Source organism: Kordia algicida OT-1, assembly GCF_000154725.1.
GTDB lineage: Bacteria > Bacteroidota > Bacteroidia > Flavobacteriales > Flavobacteriaceae > Kordia > Kordia algicida.
Genome location: NZ_DS544873.1, coordinates 1,726,197 through 1,751,264, shown reverse-complemented (window position 1 = coordinate 1,751,264; position 25,068 = coordinate 1,726,197). Strand labels below are relative to the sequence as shown.

The following is a 25,068-nucleotide window of genomic DNA, read 5'->3' as shown; positions in this document are numbered from 1 at the left end:
CAAATTACTTCATTTTCTTCGCCTGAAGCTTCATATAATCATTAATCACAGATTTTCGTCCAATCGTTTTGGTGATGATATCGTTGTCTAAATCCCAACCTCTTGCAGGACAATATTCTCTACCATACCATATAATTTGTAAGTGTAAATCATTCCATTTTTCTTTTGGAAACAAGCGTTTGGCATCTTTTTCTGTCTGAACCACATTTTTCCCGTTTGATAAATTCCAACGATACATGAGTCTGTGAATATGCGTATCTACGGGAAATGCAGGAATTCCAAAGGCTTGACTAATCACAACACTTGCTGTTTTATGTCCAACCGCAGGCAATTCTTCCAATTCTTCTAGCGTTCTTGGAACTTCTCCGTTGTGTTTGTCAATCAAAATATGTGACAATCCGTGAATTCCTTTCGATTTCATAGGAGACAAGCCTACAGGACGAATGATATCTCTTATTTCTTCTACTGAAAGCTTAATCATATCATACGGATTATCTGCGCGTTCAAACAATAAAGGCGTAATCTGATTCACGCGTACATCGGTACTTTGTGCAGACATTAACACCGCAATTAATAACGTATACGGATCTTTATGGTCAAGCGGAATAGGTATTTCAGGGTAAATTTTCTCAAGTGTATCAATTACAAACTGAACCTTTTCTTGTTTAGTCATTTTTCAGTATTTTTGAACAAAAATAAACAATATTAAACGATACGCTATGAATACATTAAAAATAGGAGACAAAGTGCCAGATTTTACCGTAAACGATCAAGATGGAAATGCAGTTTCCTTATCAGATTACGCAGGAAAAAAACTGATTGTTTTCTTTTATCCTAAAGCAAGTACGCCAGGTTGTACGGCGGAAGCTTGTAATTTAAGAGACAATTATGCGGAATTACAAAACAAAGGTTTTGAGTTGTTAGGTGTGAGTGCCGATTCAGAAAGAAGACAAACAAATTTTAAGAATAAATACGAATTTCCTTTTCCACTATTAGCAGACGAAAACAAAGAAGTGATTGAAGCTTTTGGAGTTTGGGGCGAAAAGAAATTCATGGGAAAAATCTATGATGGAATTCACCGTAAAACCTTCTTAGTCAATGAAAATGGTGTGGTAGATCATGTAATTGATAAAGTGAAAACGAAAGATCATGCAGCGCAGATTTTGGCGTTGGTTGAATAATTTGAAGATTTGAAAACCTCAATCGTCTGTTCGAGTGACGAATCTGTGATTCGTTGTATCGAGAACTTCTTTGAAACGACGAGTTTTAGAAATACTTTTAAAAATATACTTACAGACTTTGCATTTTAGTGGAGTCTGTTTTTTATTTTAAAAGTTCTAGATTCTAAAAGTGAAGCAATCTTACTTCTTGACTTTAATCGCTACTTCAACCTAATATAATCCAATTCCAATAGAAAACGTTCTTTCGTCTTATTCCCAATCAAAAAACCAAGCATCTCCATGTAATTTGCAGAAAAATTTCCTATATCTAACTTTTTACCGCGAAAAGTAGGATATAAAGTATTTAACGGAATTTCAATCGTTTCCCAATCACCTGAAGTTTGAAAAATAGAAATGTATGAATGTCGATCATCTTTGTTTTGCTTCAAGCGAAATTGATATTTTTTTCCATCACCTTTCAGGCGAATACAAACCGTTTCTTTTCCTGAAATATCGGTGTTGCCAATTTCATAACGAATAGAGGAGAAGCCACCATTATTTTCTAGCGAAACGTTTCCTTCAAAAACACCATTTCCAGCTTCATTTAGGCTAAATTTTCCTTCTGATAATCCGCCCATAACGCTATCATTCACAACATACCAATTGGAAATATCTTTGGTTTTAGTAAAATCGAATAGTGTCATCTCTTATTTTTTACAAAAATAAACATAAAAAAACAGAACAAGTTTTCCTGCAAAGCATTACTTCGAGTAATTACAAGAATATCTTTTTAGATTTTTTTGAAGAGCAGAAATTATTGATTACTTTTCAGAAATATAAAACCTATTTTCAATTCCCTCATAAAACTTTATAAATCAATCACAGCATTGTTTGTTGTGATAGGAATAATTGATATGAAAAAAAAGATATTTCTCTTACCGTTGCTTCTAGTAACTACCTTTTTTACAGGCTACTCTCAAGACTTCGACTTTCAACAAATAGGTGATGATATTGATGGTGAAGCCGCCGATGATAAATCGGGTTGGTCTATGGCGTTAAGTGCTGATGGAAATACTGTTGTAATTGGAGCTACACGAAATGATGGAAACGGAAATGAATCTGGACATGTACGTGTATATGGAAAAAATGCAAATGTTTGGACGCAGATTGGAAGTGATATTGATGGTGATGCTACAGAGAATTTTATGGGAAAAGCTGTTGCCATAAGTGATGACGGAAGTGTCATTGCTGTTGGTGCTAGTGGAAATGACGCTAATTTTTTTAATGCAGGACAAGTAAAAATCTTTGAAAACATAAACGGTACTTGGTCACAAATAGGAAATGATATTCTAGGAGAAGCTTTTGGAAATCAATTTGGAGAAGCGATTGATTTAAGTAGTGATGGAAATATTGTGGCTATCGGAGCGAGCTATCACGATAACAATGGAAATGATTCTGCAGGTCATGTACGCGTATTTGAAAATGTAAATGGAACTTGGACGCAACTTGGAAATAGCATTTATGGTGATGCAGAATTTGATTATTTTGGAAGAAGATTGAGTATAAGTTCTGATGGAAGTATCATCGCCATTGCGGCACCATTTAATGATGCAAATGGTTCCAATACAGGTCAAGTAAAAATATATCGATATGATAATAATGCTTGGACACAAGTGGGAAGTGATATTCTAGGAAGATCCGATCTAGATAATTTTGGTTGGTCTGTAAGTTTAAATGATGATGGAACTACGGTAGCCATTGGAGCACCATTTAACGACGATAATGGAAGCAATTCCGGATATATAAGCATTTATAGATATATAAATAACACTTGGACACAACTAGGAAGTGATATTTACGGAGAAGCTGCAGGCGATCTCTTTGGTTATTCTTCAAGTTTAAATGATAATGGTACTGTGCTAGCTGTTTCTGGAATAAATAACGATGGAAGTGGAAACAATGCCGGATATGTAGAAGTATATAAATACGAGAATACTATTTGGGAACAAATAGGAACTGATATTGAAGGAGAAGCCGAAGGTGACAAATCAGGTTACAGAGTGAGTTTGAGCAATGATGGAACATTTCTAGCTGTTTCTGCAATAAATAATGATGCAAATGGCTCAAATTCAGGTCATGTGCGTACGTATGAATTCAAGCCTGTACTTAGTGTAGAAGATACTTTATTGCATAAAAATGCGGTTGTTTTCTATCCAAATCCTTCAGGCGGAACCATTATTTTTAATGAAAATGTACGATTAGACGAAATCAGTCTTTTTAATTTAGAAGGGAAAAAAATATTCACGAAAGACATGGAAAATAAAGCAACTTTAGATATTTCTAATTTACCTAGTGGCGTTTACATTCTAAAAATTAAAACAGTTGAAGAAACTCTTGTTACCAGAAGATTGGTACGACAATAAGCAAGATTAAAAAATTTAGTTTTAAAGACAAGACATAAAAAAAGCTCCTGAAAAGGAGCTTTTTTTATACTATTTATTTTCAATCAATTCGTTTTGTTGTAAATACCCAAACAAGTTTTTCTCTTTAATGATTTTTGCGACTCCATCAGGTAACATTTCTTCCCAACCTTCTTCGTTATCTGCAATCATTTTTAGTACTTTTCTAGAGAAAATATCTAAAATGCTATTATCAAAGTCAAAAATATCAACCACTTTTCCGTTGTATTTAAAGAATTTATACAATTCTTTCATTCGTGGATGTACTTTTAAGTTATTGCTATTTACCAATTCGCCCGTTTCCTTACGACGCATTGGATATAAGTATACTTTTAAATCTTTATAGAATAGTTTTCCAAACGCTTCCAAAATTCCACCACTTACGTGACGATAATATTTCTCATCAAAAATGTCAACCAAATTATTAACGCCCATAGTCAACGCCATACGTTCTTTTGTATAGTTGGAGAAATATTCTACCAAACGATAATATTCTTTAAAATTGGAAATCATCACAGTTTGTCCAAGCGAACCGAGCAATTGTGCTCTGTCCATAAAATCTTGTTCGTCAATTTCTCCTTCTGCACGAAGGTTAGACAGTGTAATTTCAAACAATACTACCGTTTTATCGACATCAACCTTATTCTCACGAATAAAAATATCATACGATTTTTGAAACATGTCCATATTAACCTTCGTTACAGGACGAAAACTTCCGCGAAGTGCCAATACATTCTTTTTGTAAAGCAAACGCGCAGGAAGGATATTATTTCCATCAGGTCCAAAAATTACGGCTTCTGTCATGCCGTTTTTCAAGAGTTGCAAACTCATTAAGCGGTTATCGACTTCTTCAAATTGTGGTCCAGAAAAATTTATCGTATCAATCTCAATCTTATCTTTATCAATATGATCGTACAAATATTTTAGTAAATGTTTCGGATTGTTGTATTTATAAAAAGCACCATGAATCAGGTTTACACCCATAATTCCTAGTGTTTCTTGCTGTAGTTTTGCATCATTTTCATGGAAACGAACATGCAGAATAATTTCGTTATATTCTTGCGATGGATCAATTTGATATTTAATTCCCATCCAACCATGACCTTTGTATTTTTTAGCGAAATCAATCGTTGCCACCGTATTGGCAAAGCAAAAGAACATTTTATCAGGATGTTTTTCACGATGAATTCGATCTTCCAATAATTTCATTTCATGCGAAAGCATCTTTTTCAAACGTGCTTCCGTCACATAACGACGATCACTTTCAACGCCATAAATGGCATCACTAAAGTCTTTATCATACGCACTCATTGCCTTTGCAATGGTACCTGAAGCGCCACCAGACCTAAAAAAATGACGAACCGTTTCTTGCCCAGCACCAATTTCTGCAAATGTTCCGTAGATTTGACTGTTTAAATTAATTCGTAATGCTTTCGCTTTGATAGAAGGTACATTTTCTATATTCGTGTCACCTTTGTAGACAATAGCCATGCGTAGTTTGAATTTGTTTACTACAAAAATAAACATTCAGATTTTTTTTTGAACTAAATATTTGAGGTTTTTTGTTAAATAATCAGTTAAATTTGAAGAATAGTCGGTAAAATGCATGCAAAATAATGCAAAACGGTCTAATTCTTAACAAACTATCAAGCAAAACGATGCAAGTAACTTTTTTAGGAACCGGAACTTCTCAAGGAATTCCAATTATTGGAAGTAATCATCCTGTGTGTTTGAGTGATGATTTTCGCGATAAACGTTTGCGCGTATCTATCTTAATTTCTTGGGATGACGCAGTATATGTAATAGATTGCGGACCCGATTTTCGTCAGCAAATGTTACGTGCAAATTGTAATAAAATTGATGGAATTCTTTTTACGCACGAACACGCCGATCATACTGCTGGTTTAGACGACATCAGACCGTTTTATTTTCGTCAAGGCGATATTCCGATGTATGCACACAAACGTGTATTTGGAGAATTTAAAAAGCGGTTTGATTATATTTTTCGCACAGAAAACAAATATCCTGGCGCGCCTGGCGTTATACAATATGAAGTAAAGAACAACGAACCGTTTCAATTGCAAGGAGTCACGGTAATGCCAATCAATGCTTGGCATTACAAATTGCAGGTTTTTGGCTATCGATTTGACAATTTTGCGTATTTAACCGATGTCAAAACAATGGAAGCGGAAGAACGTGACAAACTAAAAGGTTTAAAAGTGCTTGTTGTGAATGCGTTGCGAATAGAAGAACATATTTCACATTTTTCACTTGAAGAAGCTTTGGAGTTTATTGCAGAAATTCAACCAGAAAAAGCATATTTGACGCACATAAGTCATTTGCTAGGTTTTCATGCAGAAGTTTCCGAAAAACTGCCAGAAAACGTATTTTTGGCGTACGATACATTAACGATTACGATTTAAAAAAAATAGCACAGAATGAGAAAGAGAATTCTATTGTTTACGATTATATTTCTTGCCTTATTGGCAATATATCAATATGTGAGTATGAATAAAATGTACAAGCAGCAAAATGAAAAAATAGAAAAGTTGCGCGAGAAAACTGAAAGCCTAAAAAATGACGTGACTGCTTATAAAGACACGATGGAAATCTTAATCAATGAAAACTTAGATTTAAGCTATTTTTCTCTAAAAAATAATGGGGAAGCGTTGGCGTATTTTGATGAATATAATTTTGAAACGGACAAGCTTTCACAAGAAATTACAGATGCTATATACGATTTAAATTCAGCTTCAGCCAACAATCCTTTAGTGCCTTTTGATGGAACAGGCGGAAAGTTTATGGCAGTTGATAAAGTAAAAGTCATCAACCACAAATGGGTTTTATGTAGTTTTTCTGATGGAACTTATTGGGGAGAAATGCTACTTGAATACGAAATCGATAAAGATAAAAAACTGAAGTTTGAATTGGTACGTGAAGTATTGTATCAACGCTATTAAGGGAAGTTTTAATGTGCTAATGTATCAATGTATCAATGTATTAATGTGTGAGTTTGATGATTTTTTGATGTATGAATAGAAGTTTTAGCATGTCTGAAAAAACAAAAGCAGGACTTTTTATTGCCGTAATTATTTTGTTGATTTTTTATTTTTATAAGAATCGACAAGAAGAAAACGATCAATTGGATAAAAACGGAATTATTACGGTTGGAAAAGTCTCTAGAATCGTAACAAGACGCAATAGCGATCATAAAACAATTCATTATACATATTATCACAAAGGAAATTGGATAAAAGCTACTGGTCCTTCTGAAAGTTCTCCGGGAAATAGTGAAGTCCGAAATGGAAAACCAATTATTGGTGCGTATTATGCCGTAAAATATGATCCGAATAACTTAGAATCCTCTAAAATTCTCATCACAAGTCGTCCCATAACTCGTAATGTTGCTTTTAAAAGTTACACTAAAATGTTTGGCGAAATTGAAAGCATCAATCCCACATATCCAAACTATATTCGCATTCATGCAAATTATACTTTTAAAGGAGAAAATTACAAAGTTGAAACTATTTTACACAAAGATAGTTTGCCTTGCGGAACACTCGAAGAATGCAAAAAAAGCAAACGTATCAAATTATTTGTTTCAGACAATTTCCCATACTTCACAGACTTGTTTTATAAAAGTAGCAATCGGCAACATTTGCAGTAGTCACTTTTTATATTTTACATCAAAATTGACGCGTGATTTTATAACAAGTGGTTGACTATCAATTTTGAATACGGTTTCAAGTTCTAATAAATCTTCTTGTATTGTATTTGGGTGAAAATCAATTTCATAATAAAAACCTGTCTGATCTTTTAAAATCAAATCTTTCTTGACTTCTTTGCCATTTTTAGTGACTTGATATACATCATATGGAGGTAATTTCCAATTTTCATAAAATTGGACTATTATGGTATTAGATTTGCCTACAAAAACATCTTTTTCAACGGGAAAACAAGACACCAAAGTATTCTTTAGTTTTTCGTAGGTTCTATAATTTAGAGAATCTTTTAGTATTTTATTTTGCTGTTTTAAGCTTGCAATATCCTTTTTATAAACTTCAATTTGATCTTCCATTTCACGAATTTTTTCATTGTTACAAGAAGCTAAAACTAGAAGTAGCAGCAATGTTTTTACAATTTGTCTCATAAACGAAGTTACGTTTATTGATAACTGTTTTACAAAAGGAATAAAAATCATTCTCAAATCTTCAAATTAATGCATCAACTAATAAAGATTTTTAAAGCAACTTCTCCAACCAAGATTTAAAAGAATAGAAGTTTTGTGGCGCAACGCCATGTCCTACAGGATATTCTTCGTACACATGCTTCAAATTATGCGATTCCATAAACGGCGTAATCAAACGTGCTGCATCTACGGGAATGACTTGATCGACACTTCCGTGCGAACAGTAAAAATTTAAATGACTGTAATCTTTGCTATCGCTGACCTCAAAGATGTTATGATTCAAATATCCGCTAAGCGCAATTACATTTTTTACTTTTTCAGGATAGGTAAACGCAACTGCGTAACTCAAAATTGTTCCTTGACTAAATCCTAAAAGCGTTACATTAGAAGCATCTACAGGATAATTTTGCACAACTTCATCAATAAAAGTCGCAACAATATCTCTCGATTCAATCGCTTGTTCGTCGTTGCTTATTTTTTCAGTTGCTGTGTAATGAATGTCATACCAAGAATATCCGTACGGTTGCAAATCTCTTGGTGCACGCGCAGAAACCACAAAAATATCTTCTGGTAATTCGGCAGCAAACGAAAATAAATCTTCCTCATTACTTCCATAACCGTGAAATAAAATAATGACAGGTGATTGCTCCGTTGCTGTTTTTGGAACTCTAATAATATGATGAAGTGATAATTTTTTAGTTTGCATGAAAATAAGGTTTTAAACAGATTTGAACCAATCTTGAAAATAATCGCCCAAAAGCGGAATTGGCTTGTATTCGCGTTGAATTGCGTTGGTAAGTCCGAAAACCCAAAGTACGATAAAAAACACGTAAAATGATCCGGAAATCATCAGACTATTGAAATAGCCGATAAAAAATGAAATGATGTAAAATAAAATATTTAATCCTAAAGATTGGCGAATATGCATGCGTGCAAATTCGTTTTTAGTTTCTACATTCATCGAAATAGCAATGACCAATCCGATAATAGTAATGTATGAAATAATAGCAGTTTGTCTGCCTTCGTCGATTGTTTTTTGCTCCATAATTACACTATTTTTTGATGCTTATGAATGATTCCGTACACAGTTCCTTTTAACTTTTTTCCTAAAAACGCTGAATTTTGAGACGTACTGTGAATGTGATCTTGGGTAAATGTGTAGTTTCCTTCTGGATTGAAAAGTGTCAAATTTGCCAATTGTCCTTCTGTAATTTGGGAAGTTTCTACACCAAAACGTTCTTTTCCAGCAGTTAACAATTCAACGGTTTTGTCGGTATCAAAAATAGTTTGCAACGCGCCAAAAGCACTTTCCAAACCAATGGTTCCGTACATTGCGTTGTCAAATTCTACTTTTTTATGTTCTACATCAATTGGATTGTGATCGGAAGTAATCATGTCAATTGTTCCGTCTTGCAAACCTTCAATCAACGCTTTACGGTCACTTTCGGTACGCAACGGTGGCAATACTTTGTAATTAGTTTCAAATTCTTCCAATTCATCATCTGTCATGACCAAATTATGAATGGCAACCGAACAACTTACGTTCAATCCTTTTTGTTTTGCTTCGCGAATTAGTGCTACTGATTTTGCGGTTGAAATCGTCGGAATGTGTAGTTTTCCGTTGGTATATTCCAACAAAAATAAATCACGCGCTACGTGTAATTCTTCAGCCAAAGCGGGAATTCCTTTTAAACCAAGACGTGTGCTATTGTGTCCTTCATTGACAATTCCTTTACCAACAATTTTATCTTCTTGTGGAAACGACATGACCAAACCATCAAAATTTGCGGCATATAATAAGGCGATTTTTAGCAAATTCGGATTCGAAATCGCTTTTTGATAATCGCCAAAAGCAATCGCTCCAGCATTTTTCATATCAAACAATTCGGCAAGATCAACACTTTCGCTGTTCGTTGTCAGCGCGCCAATCGGGTAGAGGCTGACTGCATTTCCATGCGCATTACTTTTTAAAAAAGCAATATCAGCTTTTGTGTCTGCAATCGGATTTGCATTCGGATTCACCGCAATTGCCGTAAAACCACTTTTTGCAGCTGTTTTTAAACCGTTTTCGATTGTTTCACGTTCTTCAAATCCTGGTTCGCCCAAACTTACACTGCTGTCAAACCAACCTTGTGAAACATGGAGGTTTTCAAGCGAAATGGTTTCATAATCGTTTGAGTTTTCTATGGAATTGGCAATTTGTGTAATAACTCCGTTTTCTATCAAAATATCTTTTGTAGCACGATGATGTTCGCTCGCTGAATCAATGATAGTGGCGGATTTTATGAGGAGGTTCATTTGACGAATTTTAAAATCAAAATTTCAATACATAAAAATAGTAGTGCAAAAATAACAAACCATTTCCAAAGCGACGCAACCGACTGTTCATTTTTTAAATCTTCAAAGAATTGCGCTACGGTTGTGTGCGTTTGATTTGGATAACTTTGCGCCATATTATGATATTGTAATGTACTTTCTTTTCGGTCAAAATTGTAACTAATTTGTTGCAATTCAGTATCTTGATTTTTAATGCTGTAAATTCCAGCTTCTGAAGGAAATTCGTCCGTTGTCAAGCGAACTTTGTTATTATTTGTCTGTTGCAACGGAATAAATTCTTCATCTGCTTTCGCGATAGACAACACAGCATCTTGCCCGAGCGACGTTTGCACATCAAACGTATTTTCTTTTCCTAATGTGTAATATAAATTCGTTAATTGCAAGCTGTTTTTCCCAATATTATATAGAATCGGAACGATTAATGGCGAATTTTTAAAGTTTGAATTTTCATTATTGATTGGCGCCGTAAACACATAGGTTTCGTTGTTTGCGAGTAAAAACGGTAAATTATTTTCAAGGCGTAAAACTGCGGCAGTTGAACCAATACTATAATAATCGTTGACTTTCGGATATTGAAAATTCGTTACTTGTTTTTCAAATACATTGGTAAACAACGGATGCGAAAAGTTAATTTTGGTAATTTTCTTTTCGGTTGCGTTTGGTACTTGTTGAAAAGAACTGAAATTATTTGTTTTTAAAAGATCATTATAACTTTGCAGATTGCTTTCCTTTGCGGGAATAATCACGAGTGAGCCGCCGTTTTGTTTGAAACTTTTCAGGGCTGTTAACAACGGATTCGGAATGGTTTTTAGTTCGTTGAGAACGATCAATTGTTGTGTCGCGATTTCGTTGTAATTCAGTTGATTCAATGGTGAAGAAATCAGCTTAAATTCGTCATCAGTATATAATTTCTTTAAAAATGCATCATCAGCTTCGTTAATCGCTAACACATTTATTTTTTGTGGCGCATTGATGTTGAAAAACAGTTTATTGTCGAATTGCAATGAATTGTCATCGATCCGAATTTCACCTTGAATCACTTTATTAGAAGGAATTGAAAAGCTAACTTCTGACGTATTTTGTGTATCTAAATCTACTGATGATTTTGCAATCAAACTTCCGCCATCGTATAACGAAACAGGAACATCTTGCACGGGAATGCCCGAATTTTTTAAAATTACTGCAATTTTTACTGCATTAGCGTCTTGTTCGGCAATGTACAGACTGTCTAGCGCAATATTATTGGCGTTTGCAGGTTTTAGCTGAATATAATTTGTAGTGAATGTACTATCGTTTCGAACAGAGAGTTGTTCGTTTTGTTGAAAATCTGAAATGAGAATCAGGTTTTTTACAGAATTCTTTTGTTTAGAAAATAATTTTCTTCCTTTTAAAATTACGCTTGGAATTGCTTCTTGTTGGTGCGAATACTCGAGTTGTAACAATTCATTTCGAATACTTTTGATTGTGGTATTTTTGAAGGTTTCCGTATTCGTAAAAATAGAGATTTCTTCATTTTCAGGAACTGTATTGAGTAATTCTTGCACGGCACGTTTGAGCAAAGCGCCTTTTTCGCCTTTCGTTTCCATACTAAACGAATTATCGAGATAAATGACCGTTTCTTTCTCTGTTTTTACAATATCACGATTGGCAAAATACGGTTGTGCAAAGGCAAAAACTAAGGCGGCAAGCGCGAGCAATCGCGTACAAAGAATCAGCCATTTCTTTAATTGTGAACTCTTTCGAGTTTGCAGAATCACATTTTGAAGAAACTTTACGTTTGTAAACGCTGTTTTTTCAAATCGGCGTAATTGAAATAAGTGAACGAGAATAGGAATAAGGAGTAAAAATAGCGCGTAAAGTACTTCTGGGTATTTGAATTGCATTCCTAAATAAACATTTGTTCAAATATAAACGTTTAATTTTATTTTATGGTGATTTTGGGTTGCGAATGATTTGTTAATTTTAGTTTAATAGTCTATAAAGTTCATGTATTTTGTATTCGTTATTTTAAATTTTCACATTCTCAGTTAATCAAAATATAATGCAGAATTTATTTATTTTGAGAATCAACTATTTTTATAATTTATTTTCGACCAAAGTCTGCAGGAATCTCTCCCCAAGCTTTGGTTTCCCATTTTAAAATTTTGTTTTCAATTTTATTTGTTTTCAGCCATTTAATAGCTCTTTCTATAAGCTCAAATGATTTCCTGTTTTTGTCGTTCTTTTCAAGATCAGTTCTACATGTTTTATTTTTTACCCAATTCATAGCTATTCTACTATCTGTATATATTGGTCTTTTGTCATTAACTTTTTTCATGTGTGCAAGAGTGTGAACTAATCCTAAGAATTCACCAATATTATTAGTTGATTCATACAACGGACCAAAATAAAAAATTTCATCTTTTGTCTTAGTTTCAACACATTTATATTCTACTATACCAGGATTACCGCTACAAGCAGCATCAACGGAAACGGATTCTAAATTTGGTTCTCCAATTAATTTAATTTGTCCCTCTGTTAGCGTGCTTTCGAATATCGTTTTGCCCTTATACTCGTTATAATTTCCAGAATATGCTTTTTTGGCAAGTTCAATAGTCTTGAATGATTTGTATTCTGCACCTTTAAAACCATGAATTGATTTTTTGCATTCTTCCCAAGATTCTAAAATTCCTGTTTTGGCACCTTTCCAAACAACATAATATTTCTTTTTTTTCTTGCTCATGTTATTAGTAAAATTTAATAAAGAAGTGTATAATATAAACCTATATATCAACTTTTTTTTATTCTAACAAAAATAAAACAAGATCAAAATAGAACTATGTGGTTTTCCGTAATTCTCCTAAATAAAAAAAGATTCTACATTTCGGCAAGCTTTGTTCAGACAACAAACAAACTCATAAACAACGAAAAACAAAAGAGAACCTTTTTTTGCGGTTCTCCTTCCAAAATTAGGACATGAAAAAAATGGTCAATTAGGAAAATAGGAGACAGGTGATTACTTCAATAGCTAAAAAACAGGTAAAAATACGCTAGTATAAAAGTGTCACTAAATTTATCTTTAGGCAACTTAAAAACCACCATATTATGGCAAATACAACTCCAAAATTTAGAATTTATCCTTCTATCGGAATTGCACGACTCGGAAACGGTCCTGCAACGAAAGAAGAAGTTATTTTTAGTCCCGAAATTCCTTGGGCAAATTTATACGAAACCGATCAAAATTATTTGACGCGTGATGGACGTTTAAAGAAACAAGCACAACGTTTCTATATTTATGAATGTGACGATCATGGAAATCCGACGCGACAAATTAATACAGACGATTTTGACATTGAATGGTCTGTAGAAGTCGCCAACAAGAAACCATTTTGGTACGATTTCAACAATAGTTTAGATTTATCTGTAGTACTAGAAGATCACCAGAACTTATCGCCAAATTTTGCAAAAGACAAACTTGCACCAGGCATTAGTGCTTCTTACAGAAATCCGAATGTCTTAAATCAAGAATTGCGTACCGAAGGCGGATATGATTATCGTAAAGATTTGGTCAACCATCCAAAAATGGTAAGTGTTGGCGAAAATGCAAAACGCAAAGAAATTAAAGGACAATTTCCTTCTTCTAGAATGTCGGAAAGCGAATTTAGCATGTTGGCAAAACGCATGAATGTTGATGAAAAAGAAGTAAATTTAGGAACGGTTGAATACGACGATGACGGAACGCTAATTTTTTACGGAGCTGATGGAATTTCTGCGGCGTTAAATCCTTCTGATCTAAATACAGATTTCGCTGATAATTCCAATTGGTATGATGATATTTGTGATGGACGTGTTACGGCAACCATTCGTAAAAGAGACTCAGGAGAAGAATACAAACTTGATGATGCACAATCTTCTGCGTGGGTTGCATCTGCTCCGCCAGATTATGCTCCACAAATTCAACCACTTTCTACAATGTTTGACTTAATTACTGGAGCTGCGAATGAATCTCACATACCAGAATTGGCAACAGTTTTCCCAATGATGTACCGTTTATACAGAATGCAATGGGTAAATTTGGGAGACTTTTTAGCACCTTCTTTTAAAGAAACTATTGATGAATTGATTGCAAAAGATGAATTTAAATACATCTACAAAAAAGAGCCAAAAGCAGAAGCAGATGCGGTGCGTGAAAAGATTTTTAACATGTTCCGAAATCCTGCGTACAACATGTCGAACGAACCAATTATCCCAAGTAAAAATAAAACAGATTTGGTCAATCGCGGAAGCGGAACAGCCGAATTAAAACTACCATATTATCCTGGTGATGCCATCGATTATCCAGGAAGTCCAGCACAATGGTTTGCCATTCCACCGATGATTTATGAACAACTCAGACAATGGCGTGATGGAAATTTCTATTCGCCACCAAGTTTTGATTTTAAAGATATGGACGAAATGGGCGCATTTTATCGAGATATGTTTTTGAAATCTGCTACAGATGAAAAACGCAAACCTTTGTTGATGACAAGAGCCGTTTTAGAAACCTTATATGGTGGCGGATTTCATCCTGGAGTAGAATTGACATGGCCAATGCGTCATAAGCAATTATATTCTGAAAATAACGAAACCTATCAATTTATTGTTGATGATGGCAATCTAAAAATTGGAGCATACGGTTTACGTGAAGTACGCTTGAATGCAGCTTCTAAAGAAGAACAAAAAGAAATTTTTTATAATGACTTTGGTTTCTCGATGACTTCCGATGATGTACGCAACTCTATGAAGCCAGACAGTGAAACCGCTTGGTTTTGGAAAGTTACACCAGGTGATATGACAAAATGGATGGGAATTCCGTGGCAATCGGATGCAGGAAGTTGTCAGGCAGTATATGTTGAAGAACAATATCCAGTTCCTTCGTGGTGGGCAGCAAATTTACCAGTATTTGTTTTACCATCAGATAGTTATGAAAAACTAAAAGATCCGAATATTTTACCGAGTACCAAACGTAATATTTATGCAAATCGTTTAGCGTGGTTGCATACGGCAGATACAGGATTTATTGGATATCATGCAGAAGGTGGATACATGAACGGACTCATCAATATGGTGTATCAATGGAAAGACATCGGAGTCGTTACGGGAAGAAGATTGGAAGAAGATATTGATGGAATTCCAAACTTAGTCTATGTAGCGTATGATTCAAAAAGTATGAAAAAATAAGGTTTTAGAATCGCTTTGTTGTTAGATTTTAGATCGCTTACGCTGTTAGACTTCGCTTTTAGCTGTTAGTTAGTTTTAAAAAGTATTTTGTTTTTCGTTAGAAACTTCATTGATACATTTTTCAAATTGACAAATTAAAATAGATTGCTTCGCGAATGTTTTTACAATGCTTTATAATTTTAAATTTGACAGTTAGTATTTCCAATCTTCATTTCGAGTGCCAAATCTGTGATTTGGTGTATCGAGAAGTGCTTTGACACGAATATCATCATTTTATAAAATGACAAAAGAAGTAATTATTATAGGCAATGGCATTGCAGGCATTACGCTTGCAGTGCTTTTGCAACGTAAAGGAATTTCGTTTACGCTGTTGCACAGAAAAGTAGAGAAACCACCTTTTGCCTTGGGAGAAACGTTACCGCCATCGGCAATGCCTTTATTGCAACAATTGAAACTACTTTCGGTATTTGAAGAAAATGCGTATCGAAAAACCTACGGATATCATTCTATGTGGGGAAGTTCGCGTGTAACGGATATTAATTTTTACCATCAGAATCCATTTAAAAATGGTTTGAAAATTAACAAACATCAAACTTTAGAAACGCTTCGTACGGAAATAAAACAACACATGATTTCGTACAGTAAAGGATTTGAAATCATTCATGAAGCACACGGAAACACGGTTGTTTTGGCAAAAAATGATGGAATTAAAATGGTTCAGGGAAAAATTTTGGTAGATGCGACAGGAAGAAATCGTGCGGTATTACAAAAACTGAATATTCAAAGTACCATTCATGACGAATTGGTTGCAGTAAGTTGTCACATTCCAAAAATAAAACATCCAAAACTCACACACGAAGTCTATGTGGAAAGTTTCAAAGAAGGTTGGGGAATTGTCTCTGCGCTGAACGAAACAGAAAATATCTGCACCATTTACACGCACAAAGGACACGAAATCCTATCCAAACTCAAAGAAGTTTCGCAATGGAAAACTGCATTGGCGGAAACAACATATTTAAAAGATTTTTTAATAGAAACAGACAATATAAAGTTCAAAGGTGGAAATGCAAATTCGTCCGTAGCCAATGAAACGGCAGGAAGTAACTGGCTCGCTCTCGGCGATGCCGCAATGTCTTTTGATCCGTTGTCTTCTCACGGAATTACCAATGCATTGTTTATATCTGCAAAAGCAGCAACAACGATTGAAAAAAAACTTTTGGAAGCAGATCCAGATACTTTTTTTGAATATGATAAAACGATGCAAGCCATCTTTCAGCAGTATTTACAATCTAAAAATGAGTTGTATCGTCAGGAAACGCGTTGGAAAGATGAAGTTTTTTGGGAGCGGTTTTTTTAGATAATAATCTGAATGTAATTTTTAGATTCTTTATGAAATGTCAAATCTAGCGCAGTCCAAATTCATTTCTTTGTAAGATTTTTATTTTTAGTTACTAACTTCATTATGTTTAAGTAAACTAATATTAATGGCATTTTCAAGTAATTCTGGTTCACTCCCAGGTCCTATAGTTAGGAGTTTAGCACCTGTTATTGGTATTCCATTAAAAGGTCTAACAGTTACTTTACCATTTGGCGTACGTTCAAAGTATGTAAACTTAGTGTTTTTGCCAATTTGGGTGCAGCCTTTTACGCGTAAAATGGTTTTTGGCAGCGCATTGCAAATATCATAAATACAGTCTAAATTTGGTAAGTTTGGTAAATCTGAGGAACATGAAGACCAATGTGCTTTTAAATGATCTAACTTTTTGGCATTGTTTTTAGACGGAGAGAGTTTTGGAATAAGCGAAATATCAATTTTATCGGTATTTATAATTTCTGCCAATGGATTGAATTTTTGAATGTTACGAATCACAAAATTTAATCTTTCCTTGGGTATATTTTCAGTATGCGTCAGCACAATCAAAGAAGATACTTGAATTTGATTTGATTCAAGTTCATTGTATTCACCTCTTTTTTGCCAATTTTTAACATCGACTACAGAAATTTGAATCGGTGGAAGAAATCTATCGTTAAGTCCAACACCAAGAAAACTCATAAGCGAACAGGCATCTGAAGTACCATTGGCTTCAATAAGTGTAATTCCTTTCGTTCGCACAGGAATTCTATTGACAAAATCTCTTAATTCATTGATGCCACTACAACAAATACAGCTTCCGCTAAGCGCTTTTACTTGTTTTGGTGCAATTTGTTCAGTAAACTGTTGTGCATCAAGATGTGCATTTTCGTAATCATTAAGAATAACAAAGGGTTTCCAACCTTTATTAATATAATTAGTTGTCAAATTTTTTAACAATGTAGTTTTTCCTGTTCCCAAAAAGCCTACAACGGTAATAATAGCTTCCATTTTAATTGGCAAAAATTTTTAAATGCAAGATAAAGACTTCTTTTGTATAATTTTAATGAATTGTGATGGTTTTGTGTAGGTTTAGTTGTATTGGTCTCCACGGGTTTCATTCCAATTTCGTTTAAAGTATTTCATTCGGTTATTTCCACCAGATTTAAGTCCAATTCTTTGATGACTTGGTCAATGTCAAATTCGAAATCCTTTGGAATATTTACAGTCGCAATGCTACCAAGGTCAACTTGCCAAAATCCGCCTCTTTTTGTCAATTCTTCTCCTATCATTAGATAGTCAGATTCTTTATGGTTTGGTGTTAATATAAATCTACGAGTAATGAACTCCGATTCTTTTGTGATTTTTATTATTTCGTGTTTTTGTTCCACATTTATTTTTGTTTCAAATTCCGTCCCTAAAGTCAATTTAGGATTGCAGAAGTCATTGTCAATCATCCGAAATTTATTTTTAGATAATTGATTAACATAAAGAGTAGTGGTTACTTTCTCTTTTTTGTTATAAACTTTAATTTTGACTTTGTTCATTTTTCAGCTTGCGTATAACGGGTTTGTATATAGTTTGTTGCGTGGTTTAAGCACCCAATTTAGTAAATAAAAACCGAATTGAAAATCTGCGAGGATTTTCGCAAGTAGGCTAGAAGCAAGTAATAAAATATATACGGTGTTGGCAGTAGTTTTTATTCGGATAAAATTTCAAGAACTTCAGCTTCTCCAATTTTTCTTGTCCCTTCGTGAATCCACCAAATTCGTCCTTTTTTCAATAATTCCTCAATATTCTGATGTCTTAAAAACATAATTTTCACGTTTTCAGTTTCTCCTGGATAAATTCTATCTTTTTCAAAATCAATTTGTCCAATATAGGTCGTTGGAAAATCAGTTGAGTTTGGTAAATATTCCATCACGTGATTTGGTCTATAGCCAGTTCCAATTCCAGTTTCTCTTCCACCATTTTCCTTTGTGTAGAGTGTAAGTTTAGCATTTATATTTATTATATCCGAACTCATAAGTTAAATCAACTTTTATTTACATAAAACCCTTTTTTTTTGTGTTTCTAAATCTTCAATTATTAATTTAAGGCCGAGTGAGAAAACGATTTTCGCTTTTCCGCTATTTGAGTATATTATTCCATCTTTAATTTCAAAACTATTCTTTCCTAACCAATCTCCAATATGAGTTCCTTCTGCAAATTTCCAATCTTGATTTTCGATATATGATTCCGAATTAATGTAAATAGTTAATATTATAATAAGTCCGATTATTAAACTTAATATTTTTAAAATCCATTTTTTCATAGTTCAGAATGTTCTTTCGAAACGCTGTGTGCTCAAATTACTGCCAACATACATATATACGGAATTCCAGTTTTTTATACTAAAATTGGTTAATAACAGGAACTTATTTTACACTTACTTTCTTTTATTTTCTATAAATGTAAAACAAAGATTATATATACACAATGTGGTTTCCCGTAATCAATCTCAGAAGCTAAAAAATCAATCATCTCAATAAATTTGAATAACTTCGCAGCATGGTAAAAGAAATTCAATTACGTGTGACGCTTGAAGAAGAAACGCAAGACGATATTGTACTGCAAAAAGCAATCAAAAAGTTACGCGTAAGTAAAAATGAAATCAACGGAATTAAAATACTGCGAAAATCAATTGATGCACGAAAACCATTGATTATTTTTAACTATAAAGTTGCCGTTTACATCAATGAATCTGTTCCTGAAAAAAGTGAGTATCAATTTGATTATAAAGATGTTTCTTCTGCAAAAGAAATTCATATTGTCGGTTTTGGTCCTGCAGGAATGTATGCCGCGTTGCGCTGTATTGAATTAGGCTTTAAGCCAATTGTACTCGAACGTGGAAAAAATGTACAAGAACGTCGTCGCGATTTGCGAGCGATCAACCAAGAACATTTTGTGAATGAAGATTCTAACTATTGCTTTGGCGAAGGTGGCGCAGGAACCTATTCTGATGGAAAACTCTATACGAGAAGTCTAAAACGTGGTGATGTACGTAGAATCTTTGAAAACTTAGTGTATCACGGTGCAACCGATCAAATTTTGGTAGATGCACATCCACATATCGGAACGAATAAACTACCCAGCGTAGTCAAAAATATCCGCGAAACCATCTTAAAATATGGTGGCGAAATTCATTTTGAAACCCGTGTGACCGATTTCATCATCAAAGAAAACAAAATACAAGCCATTCAATTGCAAGATGGACGCGAAATGACTGTAAATCGCGTGATTCTAGCAACAGGTCATTCGGCTAGAGATATTTACGAATTGCTTCACAAAAAAGAAGTTTCACTCAAAGCAAAATCGTTTGCCATGGGCGTTCGTGTAGAACATCCACAGGAAATTATTGACAATATTCAATACCATTGCACAGGCGAACGCAATGAATTGTTACCAGCCGCAGCGTATAGTTTGGTACATCAAGTGCGCGATCGAGGTGTTTATTCGTTTTGTATGTGTCCAGGCGGGTTTATCGTACCAGCGGCAACTGCCAACGGAGAAGTTGTCGTCAACGGAATGTCACCATCACGAAGAAATAATAAGTTTGCCAACTCAGGAATTGTCGTGGAAATCAACGCAGAAAAAGATTTATTCAAATACGAAAAATACGGCGTGTTAAAAGGTTTGGAATTTCAAAAAGATTTGGAACGTTTGGCATTTACCGCAGGAGGAAGAAGTCAGGTAGCGCCAGCACAACGTTTAACAGATTTTGTAGAAGGAAAATTATCAACCGATTTAAATCCGACATCTTATCAACCTGGTTTACTATCATCACCATTACATTCACTATTACCCAAAAGTATTGGTGGACGTTTGCGTAAAGGTTTTGCTGCTTTCGGACAAAAAATGAACGGATATTACACCGAGCAAGCAAATATTGTAGGTGTGGAATCGCGTACGTCTTCACCAGTAAACATTCCGAGGAAAGAAAATTTAGAACATCCAGAAGTGGAAGGTTTATTTCCATGTGGAGAAGGTGGCGGTTATGCAGGCGGAATCGTTTCAGCAGCCATGGATGGCGAACGTTGTGCGGAAGCTGCAATTGTTGGCATGTAATTTGTGAATAATCAAATCAATATAAAATTAAACACAAAAAAATAATTAGTCAATTAAAAAATATTCATTTATCTTGTTGACATAAAACTTATTTAAATCCCGATTATGAAAATTTTAAAAAAACTATCGTTTGCCCTTGTTACTTTAATGCTTCTATTTTCCTTTACAGCTCCAGAAGGCGATCATGTTGGAAAATGGAAAGGACAAGATAAAGGTGATATTGGCTTTTTGACACTTTCAAGCGATGGATATGCTACGTTTGAATTTAACGGTCAAACCATGGGTGGAAAATCATACAATCACCAAGGTACAAATGCAGCAATGAAATACACTGTAAACACAGGAACATCGCCAACTTCTATTGATTTTATTATTGTGAACAACAAAAGCAAATCCGAAATGGGTCGCTTAAAAGGAATTATCAATATGAAATCTAGAAATAAAATGCAAATGGCGTTAACTTTTGGTGGCGGTACAGGAAGACCAAAAGATTTTTCGACAGATGCAATCGTTTTTAATCGCGTCAAATAAAAAGCTCACAAAAACATACAAGCCTCATCAAACCGATGAGGTTTTTTTTATACAACATTCCAAATCTAAGTAAGTCTAAGTAAGTCTAACCAAGTCTAAAAAAATCTAAAACTTCTCAAAAACGCCCAAACCAAACAGCGCAAAATCATACTTTACCGGATCATTTGGATCTAGTTTTCGCAATGCTGTGTCTAATTCTAACAGAGCTTTTGCATCGTTTTGTTTGCGTTTGAGCAATCCTAATTTGCGTGCTACATTTCCTGAATGTACATCTAACGGACATGATAATTGTGAAGGAGACAGCGATTTCCAAATGCCAAAATCTACACCTGTATTGTCGTTGCGAACCATCCAACGGAGAAACATATTAATGCGTTTTGCAGCACTTCCTTTCTTCGGATCAGAAACGTGTTTTCGAGTTCTTTCAGGATGCGGAATACTAAAAAAAACTTCCTTAAATTTTGAAATAGCATTTTGCATGCGCTTTTCTTTGGTATGTGCAAAAACAGCTTCTAACCCGCCGTGATGTAAGTAGATATTTTTTAACGATTTTATAAAAAACACAAAATCAGTTCCGTTAAAGGTTCTGTGTACAAATGATTCCAACGTTTCTAGGTCTTCTTCCGTATGATTCATCACAAAATCAAACGGTGAATTTCCTAGCAATTCCATCATTTTTTTTGCATTGTTATTAATCATTTTCCGATTTCCCCAAGCGATGGTTGCCGTTAAAAAAGCAGCAATTTCTATATCTTCTTTTTGTTGAAATTGGTACGGAATTTGGATAGGATCACTTTCTACGAATTTAGGCTGATTGTATTCAATTACCTTTTCGTCTAAAAATGATTTTAGTTCAGTTTTGTTCATAAGATGTTTTCATCTTTCACAAAAATAATTATTATTTTTAGATTCAATTAAAACCGCTACCGCTATGAAGAAAAATTACACAGTATTTATTTTTTGTGTCTGTTTTTTTATCACTACGATTTCCTTTGCCCAAACCTTAGAAGGGTTTATTTTGGATGAAAAAACAAAAGAACCGCTATTTGGTGTTTCAATTTATTTTGACGGAACTACCAATGGAACAGCTACTAACGATTCAGGGAAATTTTCAATTCGTTACAAACCTTCTACAAAATCAGCATTGGTTATCAGTTATTTGGGTTATGAAACACGCTTGTTTGACGTGCGAAAACTTGAAAATGGCGTGAAAATTTATCTCACAGAAAAACCACAAGCTTTAGGAACTGTGTATTTGGACAACGATCCTTGGTCGCGCCAGAAAAAAATGCGCATTTTTAAACGTGAATTTCTCGGATCTTCCGTAGACCATTATATGTGTAGAATTATGAATTTGGATGATATTGATTTGACATATAATCCAAGAACTCAAAAACTCAATGCGTATGCTAAGAAGCCTATCATTATCAAAAACAAATATCTTGGTTATACCGTAGAATATACGATGGAAGAATTTGAAGCAGATTTGCGACTGACAACCAAAAGCGATGTTTTGACACGAAGCGTATACGTTGAAGGCTCAAGCTTTTATAAGGAACTTAATAAAAAAGTTCGCAGAAGACATCGTAAAACTAGGGAAATAGAGTATGGGCAATCGGTATTGTATTTTATGCGTTCATTATCAAAAAAACAACTACGACAAAACGGTTTTCAGATTTTCCGAAAAGGATTTATAGTTCCGCCGTATAAGTATTTTGAAATCACAAAACTAGGCGAGGATACTAAAGTGAAATTGACTGCAGAACGCTTGACAATTGTCTACAATCATGAATACAAATCGTTTATGACAATTTTAGAGGATAATAAAGAATTTACGATTAACAAGTTTGGAAATTATTCGCCTCCGAGAAAAATTTCTTTTGGAGGCGTTTTGGGAGACAAGCGTATTGCGAATACATTACCGTTAGATTATAAATTATAAATTTTCTTCCAACTGATCTTCGAGTGAATTCATAAAGGCAATGATTGCTTTAATTTCTTTATCAGATAGTTGCAACGGATCAGGAGGAAGTGTTTGATTTTCTAATTCAATACCAATTCCTGAGCCACCACCAAGATTGTAGAATTTTAAAACTTCTTCTAAGGTTTCATATACGCCATTGTGCATGTATGGTGCTGTTTTAGAAATATTACGTACCGTTGGTGTTTTAAAAGCATATGTTTTCAATTTGGCTTTGGCAACAGTATAACGACCTACATCAGAATCTACAGTAGCGTTTTCCCATGTTTTTGTTGCAGGAATACCTAAAACTTCCAATTCACTTTCTGTAAAGTATGGTGGAACTGTTCCGTTAAAAACAGGTGCAAAATGGCAAGTAGCACATTTTCCTTTTCCCATAAAAAGATTAAAACCCAATGTTTCTTCGGTGGTAAATGTATCTTCTTTTCCAGAAATATTCCGATCAAATTTTGAGTTAAAAGGAGTTAAAGTTCTAATGTAAGTTGCTATTGCATTGCGAACTGTTTTGTGGTTGATTCCTCTTTTGTATAAGGTTTCAAAGCGTTTTTTATATATTGGATTTTGTTCAAGTTTTGTAATAATGATGTCGGTATTTGTATGAAATTCGTTTTTATTAGTAATCACATCTAAAATCTGATTTTCTAAATTTTCCACACGAGCATCATAAAATTGTGATTGCTGTAAACTAGCATATAATAGTGTAGGAGCATTGCGCTGTACAAAGTTGCCATTATTATCTTTAGAGAAGCGTAAACCATCTGCAAATGCTTTTTCAGGCTGATGACAACTTGCACAATTCATCGTTTCTGAACTTGAAAGTGAAGTGTCAAAAAATAAATCTTTTCCCAATTGTGCAATTTCAGGAGAAACTTTTGGACTATAACTTGGTTTAAATGCATTTGAATTGAACGTATTTGCATCATAAAACGAATTTACGTTATAATTCAACTTTTGCTGTAAAGGAAATTCTACTTGCCAGTCGGTTACAGTTTGATTCCACAAAGAAAGCATTGGCTGTAGCTTATTTTTGATAAAATCATAGCGGTCAAACGTATCGAAGTTTTCTGCGGTTTCAAAAGACTTTTGTGCTTCCTGTAACGCCGAAATCCAGTTTTTATATAATTGTTTATTATTAAAATGAGATTCGTAGAGTTTAAAATACGATTCCAAACTTAAAAAAACTTCTTTATTTTCAGGAATGGATTGTAATAATACAGGCGAATCAAATCCTGAGATTCCTAACGACATTACACGAACCAACGCTTGGCGGGTAAGCCATAAAAATTTGTAATCGGTATGTTTTAAAATAGAATTGTGTTTTTGTTCTAATTTTAGTTTGCTATATATGTCATTTGCGTATGCATGAATCGTATTGATATCAAATTCTGCTGCTGCAATCGCTTCTTCTAAGGCTTGAAATCCAGAAGCTTCAATTGTTTTTTCAGCGTTGTCTCCTTCATCAACTTTTGGCAAATTGGCTTTGTTTAATCCGTAATAGTTTGCACTGTTGTAAAATGATAAAATTGGTTCCATACGTTTAAAATCGAGACGAGAAGCTTTAAAATAGTACAGAATACTATCTTTAGTTGTGGCTTTACGTAAAGCATCTATGTTATGAATACAATTGCTCAAATCGGTTGCAAATTGCGCTTTGATTGCTGCGGTAATTGTTTCGCTTGTATTTGTAGAAATTGGAGTCGTTTCCACAGTGTTTTTACATGAAAACAAGCAACTGATACACAAAACAAAGAGGC

The 25,068-nt window shown here is 34.2% G+C and carries 25 protein-coding genes; 10 read left to right on the top strand and 15 right to left on the bottom strand.

Annotated elements, in window-relative coordinates:
• Positions 1 to 4: 4 nt before the first annotated feature.
• On the bottom strand, positions 5 to 673 hold the full coding sequence (locus KAOT1_RS07385) for an endonuclease III domain-containing protein (RefSeq protein WP_007094135.1): 669 nt from the start codon (positions 671 to 673) through the stop codon (positions 5 to 7).
• Positions 674 to 719: 46 nt separating this feature from the next.
• Here KAOT1_RS07385 and bcp point away from each other — a divergent pair, with 46 nt between their 5' ends.
• Positions 720 to 1,181 carry a thioredoxin-dependent thiol peroxidase gene (gene bcp, locus KAOT1_RS07380; protein ID WP_007094134.1) on the top strand — a complete coding sequence of 154 codons (462 nt, stop codon included), beginning with the start codon at positions 720 to 722 and terminating at the stop codon, positions 1,179 to 1,181.
• 200 nt (positions 1,182 to 1,381) lie between these two features.
• Here the strand turns inward: bcp and KAOT1_RS07375 are convergent, their stop codons facing one another.
• On the bottom strand, positions 1,382 to 1,864 hold the full coding sequence (locus KAOT1_RS07375; protein ID WP_007094133.1) for a CIA30 family protein: 483 nt from the start codon (positions 1,862 to 1,864) through the stop codon (positions 1,382 to 1,384).
• A 210-nt stretch (positions 1,865 to 2,074) separates the two neighbouring features.
• Between KAOT1_RS07375 and KAOT1_RS07370 the strand changes: the two genes are divergently transcribed.
• Complete coding sequence (locus tag KAOT1_RS07370; protein ID WP_040559411.1) at positions 2,075 to 3,583, top strand: T9SS type A sorting domain-containing protein; 1,509 nt, start codon at positions 2,075 to 2,077, stop codon at positions 3,581 to 3,583.
• Between the two features lie 69 nt (positions 3,584 to 3,652).
• Here KAOT1_RS07370 and KAOT1_RS07365 read toward each other — a convergent pair whose 3' ends face one another.
• The gene (locus tag KAOT1_RS07365; protein WP_040559941.1) at positions 3,653 to 5,110 is read right to left on the bottom strand and encodes a nicotinate-nucleotide adenylyltransferase; all 1,458 of its coding nucleotides are present in this window, start codon (positions 5,108 to 5,110) and stop codon (positions 3,653 to 3,655) included.
• A 167-nt stretch (positions 5,111 to 5,277) separates the two neighbouring features.
• On the opposite strand from KAOT1_RS07365, the gene KAOT1_RS07360 reads away from it, so the two are divergent.
• From KAOT1_RS07360 to KAOT1_RS07350, 3 genes are all read left to right on the top strand, one after another.
• Positions 5,278 to 6,042, top strand: coding sequence for an MBL fold metallo-hydrolase (locus tag KAOT1_RS07360; protein ID WP_007094130.1), 765 nt, complete (start codon positions 5,278 to 5,280; stop codon positions 6,040 to 6,042).
• A gap of 15 nt (positions 6,043 to 6,057) precedes the next feature.
• Positions 6,058 to 6,579, top strand: coding sequence for a hypothetical protein (locus KAOT1_RS07355; protein ID WP_007094129.1), 522 nt, complete (start codon positions 6,058 to 6,060; stop codon positions 6,577 to 6,579).
• Positions 6,580 to 6,668: 89 nt separating this feature from the next.
• The gene (locus KAOT1_RS07350) at positions 6,669 to 7,286 is read left to right on the top strand and encodes a hypothetical protein (RefSeq protein WP_007094128.1); all 618 of its coding nucleotides are present in this window, start codon (positions 6,669 to 6,671) and stop codon (positions 7,284 to 7,286) included.
• Here the strand turns inward: KAOT1_RS07350 and KAOT1_RS07345 are convergent, their stop codons facing one another.
• The 6 genes from KAOT1_RS07345 to KAOT1_RS07320 form a co-directional block, all read right to left on the bottom strand.
• Positions 7,287 to 7,769, bottom strand: a complete 483-nt coding sequence (locus tag KAOT1_RS07345) for a hypothetical protein (RefSeq protein ID WP_007094127.1) — start codon at positions 7,767 to 7,769, stop codon at positions 7,287 to 7,289.
• Between the two features lie 91 nt (positions 7,770 to 7,860).
• Positions 7,861 to 8,514 (bottom strand): alpha/beta hydrolase, encoded by a 654-nt coding sequence (locus tag KAOT1_RS07340; protein WP_007094126.1) that lies wholly within the window; start codon positions 8,512 to 8,514, stop codon positions 7,861 to 7,863.
• A gap of 12 nt (positions 8,515 to 8,526) precedes the next feature.
• On the bottom strand, positions 8,527 to 8,853 hold the full coding sequence (locus tag KAOT1_RS07335; RefSeq protein WP_007094125.1) for a hypothetical protein: 327 nt from the start codon (positions 8,851 to 8,853) through the stop codon (positions 8,527 to 8,529).
• A gap of 2 nt (positions 8,854 to 8,855) precedes the next feature.
• Positions 8,856 to 10,106 carry a dihydroorotase gene (locus KAOT1_RS07330; protein ID WP_007094124.1) on the bottom strand — a complete coding sequence of 417 codons (1,251 nt, stop codon included), beginning with the start codon at positions 10,104 to 10,106 and terminating at the stop codon, positions 8,856 to 8,858.
• Positions 10,103 to 12,028, bottom strand: coding sequence for a BatA domain-containing protein (locus KAOT1_RS07325; protein WP_007094123.1), 1,926 nt, complete (start codon positions 12,026 to 12,028; stop codon positions 10,103 to 10,105). Before KAOT1_RS07325 ends, KAOT1_RS07330 begins: the two co-directional genes overlap by 4 nt.
• Positions 12,029 to 12,228: 200 nt before the next feature.
• A complete protein-coding gene (locus KAOT1_RS07320; RefSeq protein WP_007094122.1) occupies positions 12,229 to 12,867 on the bottom strand; it encodes a ribonuclease H1 domain-containing protein in 639 nt (212 codons plus the stop codon).
• 362 nt (positions 12,868 to 13,229) lie between these two features.
• Between KAOT1_RS07320 and KAOT1_RS07315 the strand changes: the two genes are divergently transcribed.
• The gene (locus KAOT1_RS07315; protein WP_007094121.1) at positions 13,230 to 15,344 is read left to right on the top strand and encodes a LodA/GoxA family CTQ-dependent oxidase; all 2,115 of its coding nucleotides are present in this window, start codon (positions 13,230 to 13,232) and stop codon (positions 15,342 to 15,344) included.
• A 280-nt stretch (positions 15,345 to 15,624) separates the two neighbouring features.
• Positions 15,625 to 16,701, top strand: coding sequence for an NAD(P)/FAD-dependent oxidoreductase (locus KAOT1_RS07310; RefSeq protein ID WP_007094120.1), 1,077 nt, complete (start codon positions 15,625 to 15,627; stop codon positions 16,699 to 16,701).
• Between the two features lie 87 nt (positions 16,702 to 16,788).
• On the opposite strand, the gene KAOT1_RS07305 is transcribed toward KAOT1_RS07310, so the two are convergent.
• The 4 genes from KAOT1_RS07305 to KAOT1_RS07290 all read right to left on the bottom strand — a co-directional run bounded on the left by KAOT1_RS07305 (position 16,789) and on the right by KAOT1_RS07290 (position 19,009).
• Entirely contained in the window at positions 16,789 to 17,706 is a 918-nt protein-coding gene (locus tag KAOT1_RS07305; protein WP_007094119.1) for a GTP-binding protein, read from the bottom strand.
• Between the two features lie 131 nt (positions 17,707 to 17,837).
• Positions 17,838 to 18,242, bottom strand: a complete 405-nt coding sequence (locus tag KAOT1_RS07300) for a hypothetical protein (RefSeq protein WP_007094118.1) — start codon at positions 18,240 to 18,242, stop codon at positions 17,838 to 17,840.
• Between the two features lie 152 nt (positions 18,243 to 18,394).
• Positions 18,395 to 18,721, bottom strand: a complete 327-nt coding sequence (locus tag KAOT1_RS07295) for a hypothetical protein (RefSeq protein ID WP_007094117.1) — start codon at positions 18,719 to 18,721, stop codon at positions 18,395 to 18,397.
• A gap of 15 nt (positions 18,722 to 18,736) precedes the next feature.
• Positions 18,737 to 19,009, bottom strand: a complete 273-nt coding sequence (locus KAOT1_RS07290; RefSeq protein WP_007094116.1) for a hypothetical protein — start codon at positions 19,007 to 19,009, stop codon at positions 18,737 to 18,739.
• Positions 19,010 to 19,245: 236 nt separating this feature from the next.
• Here KAOT1_RS07290 and KAOT1_RS07285 point away from each other — a divergent pair, with 236 nt between their 5' ends.
• Together KAOT1_RS07285 and KAOT1_RS07280 are read left to right on the top strand one after the other, a co-directional pair.
• Entirely contained in the window at positions 19,246 to 20,802 is a 1,557-nt protein-coding gene (locus tag KAOT1_RS07285) for an NAD(P)/FAD-dependent oxidoreductase (protein WP_007094115.1), read from the top strand.
• A 105-nt stretch (positions 20,803 to 20,907) separates the two neighbouring features.
• A complete protein-coding gene (locus KAOT1_RS07280) occupies positions 20,908 to 21,333 on the top strand; it encodes a hypothetical protein (RefSeq protein WP_007094114.1) in 426 nt (141 codons plus the stop codon).
• 105 nt (positions 21,334 to 21,438) lie between these two features.
• Here KAOT1_RS07280 and KAOT1_RS07275 read toward each other — a convergent pair whose 3' ends face one another.
• Positions 21,439 to 22,200 (bottom strand): TIGR02757 family protein, encoded by a 762-nt coding sequence (locus KAOT1_RS07275; RefSeq protein ID WP_007094113.1) that lies wholly within the window; start codon positions 22,198 to 22,200, stop codon positions 21,439 to 21,441.
• Positions 22,201 to 22,264: 64 nt separating this feature from the next.
• Here KAOT1_RS07275 and KAOT1_RS07270 point away from each other — a divergent pair, with 64 nt between their 5' ends.
• Complete coding sequence (locus KAOT1_RS07270; protein WP_007094112.1) at positions 22,265 to 23,275, top strand: carboxypeptidase-like regulatory domain-containing protein; 1,011 nt, start codon at positions 22,265 to 22,267, stop codon at positions 23,273 to 23,275.
• Here KAOT1_RS07270 and KAOT1_RS07265 read toward each other — a convergent pair.
• Positions 23,270 to 25,021, bottom strand: a complete 1,752-nt coding sequence (locus KAOT1_RS07265) for a cytochrome-c peroxidase (protein WP_007094111.1) — start codon at positions 25,019 to 25,021, stop codon at positions 23,270 to 23,272. The two genes, KAOT1_RS07270 and KAOT1_RS07265, sit on opposite strands and share 6 nt — an antisense overlap.
• Between the last annotated feature and the right edge of the window lie 47 nt (positions 25,022 to 25,068).